The organism is Streptomyces sp. SID3343 (genome assembly GCF_009865215.1).
In the GTDB taxonomy this organism is placed as follows: Bacteria; Actinomycetota; Actinomycetes; order Streptomycetales; family Streptomycetaceae; genus Embleya.
On sequence record NZ_WWJX01001572.1, the window covers coordinates 1 to 2,004 of the forward strand.

The window sequence follows — 2,004 nt, forward strand, 5'->3', positions numbered from 1 at the left end:
GCAGCACGTCGAGCGCGGCCGCGGGCAGATCCTCGCCCGTCACCGCGAGGTCGCCGGTCAGCGGATGGGTGCGGCCCGGGCCCGAGTGCACGCCGCGCAGTTGCAGGAACCCGCACGGCGACACCGACACACTGCGCAACACCCCGTCCGCGCCGCGCTCCCACGCCACCGAGAGCTCCAGACCGGGCCGCAACCACAACGGCGTCACCAGCCGCCCGCCCGGCGCGAGTTGCTCGACCCACGCCGGGGGCAGGTCCGGTACGCCCACCGTCGCCTCGATCCGGTCGAACGGCGCCCGATCGGCGACCCCGGCCCACCCGTCGCCGGCCCGTACGTCCACGTCGATGCCGAGCGAGGCGAGCCGACGCGCGGCCGCGCCGGCGAGTTCGGCCGACACGTCGATGCTCACCACGCCGACGTCGGGGCCGACCAACCGGGACAGCAGCGCGGTGTTGTACCCGCTCCCGGTGCCGATCTCCAACACCCGCAGCCCCGGCCGCACATCGAGCTGTTCCAGCATCAAGGCGATCATCGCCGGCTGGCTGACCGTGCTGTCGGGCAGCCCGCGTTCGTCGGTGGACAACACCACGACACGGTCCTGGTACGCCTCGTCGAGCGTCGTGGAGCCGGGCGTGAAGACCTCGCGCGGCACCGCGGCCATGGCGTCCTCGACGGCGTCGGTGCGGATGCTGCCGGAATCGCGCAATCGTCGCACCAGAGCCGCCCGCAGCCGTACGGCCAAACGCTCGTCGTCCATGGCCCCCGTGTACCCACGCAAAGCTCACGAAGCACGCCCTTCGCCACTCTTGTCCGCGCCGGGGGGCGGCTTGGACCATGGGCGGTAGCGATACGTGGCCGGCGTACTCGCCGGCGGGATGGGGGAGCACGATGTCCTACGACGAGAGCGTCCACATCGACGCGCCGGCGGAGCGGGTCTGGGCGGTCCTGATCGACGTCGAACAGTGGCCCACCTGGACTCGTTCGATGTCCGTCGTGCGCCGCCTCGACGCGGAGCCGTTCGGCGTCGGCAGCAGATTCCACGTCAAGCAGCCGCGACTGCCCGCGGCGCGTTGGCTGGTCACCGACCTGGAGCCCGACCGCTGCTTCACCTGGATCACCCGCAGCGGCGGGGTGACCACGGGATCGCCGACCATCGGATCGAGCCGGGCGAGGAGGGGGTGACCTTCACCCTGACGCTGCAGCAGAGCGGTCTGCTCGCCCCCGTGGTGGGGATGTTGGCGGGCGGCCTGACCCGGCGATACCTGCGGATGGAGGCGGAGGGCCTCAAGCAGCGCAGCGAACGTGCGCATCGACCGGTCGGAGACTGAACGGCAGGGACCGGGCGGCCGACGGCCGGGCGCTCGACGGCCGGGCGGTCGAGGACCGGGCGCTCGGGGGCCAAGCGTGCGGAGACCAGGCGCTCGGGGGCCGAGCGCTCGGAGACCAGGCGCTCGGAGGCCAAGCGCTCGGAGACCAGGCGTGAGGCGGGTCGGTGCGCGATGTCCGACGGCGGCCCGCCTCACCGGGCCCACGGTCACGGGTGGGCGGCGCGTGACCCGGTTCTGGCGGTGATCTCGTCCCGGGTCAGATACGCGTCGGTCTTCTCCAGGTTGCCGATCCGGCCGTCCAGGTCGGACATGAAGCCCAGCCGGACCAGGTCGTCACCCGCGAACGCGTGCTGAACCCAGTTGGACAGCACCCGCGTGCGGGCCCGCAGCGACGGGACCGTCATCAGGTGATAGCCGCGGGTGATCGCCTGCGCGGGGAGGCCGCGCATCTCATGGCCCAGCGGGCGGGCCACCGCCTGGGTGCCGCCGAGGTCGACCACCAGGCCCAAGTCCTTGTGCCGGAACGGGCGCAGTTGTTGCCCGCGCAGCGACCCGACCACGTTGGCCGCGGCGATCTTGGCCTGCCGGTGCGCGTACTGCGCGGTGGGCGGGCACAGCGCGCCGTCGCCCTTGGCGAGGTCGGGCACGGCCGCCGCGTCGCCGAGCGCGAACACGT

The 2,004-nt window shown here is 73.1% G+C and carries 3 protein-coding genes and 1 pseudogene; 2 read left to right on the top strand and 2 right to left on the bottom strand.

From position 1 onward, the window contains the following. Positions 1-757: methyltransferase domain-containing protein (locus GT354_RS50365; RefSeq protein WP_161364952.1), on the bottom strand; the 757-nt coding region annotated here is incomplete at its 3' end. 131 nt (positions 758-888) lie between these two features. On the opposite strand from GT354_RS50365, the gene GT354_RS50370 reads away from it, so the two are divergent. Both GT354_RS50370 and GT354_RS53155 read left to right on the top strand, forming a co-directional pair. After that, entirely contained in the window at positions 889-1,182 is a 294-nt protein-coding gene (locus GT354_RS50370) for an SRPBCC family protein (RefSeq protein WP_202513188.1), read from the top strand. After that, positions 1,179-1,328 carry a hypothetical protein gene (locus GT354_RS53155; protein ID WP_202513189.1) on the top strand — a complete coding sequence of 50 codons (150 nt, stop codon included), beginning with the start codon at positions 1,179-1,181 and terminating at the stop codon, positions 1,326-1,328. The genes GT354_RS50370 and GT354_RS53155 overlap by 4 nt, the downstream gene beginning before the upstream one ends. A gap of 206 nt (positions 1,329-1,534) precedes the next feature. Here GT354_RS53155 and GT354_RS50375 read toward each other — a convergent pair. After that, positions 1,535-2,004, bottom strand: a pseudogene (locus tag GT354_RS50375) (NAD(P)/FAD-dependent oxidoreductase); the annotation flags it as partial.

Bases quoted from the DNA above. Each gene is read 5' to 3' on its own strand.
- GT354_RS50370 (WP_202513188.1), top strand. From the start codon at position 889: ATGTCCTACGACGAGAGCGTCCACATCGACGCGCCGGCGGAGCGGGTC.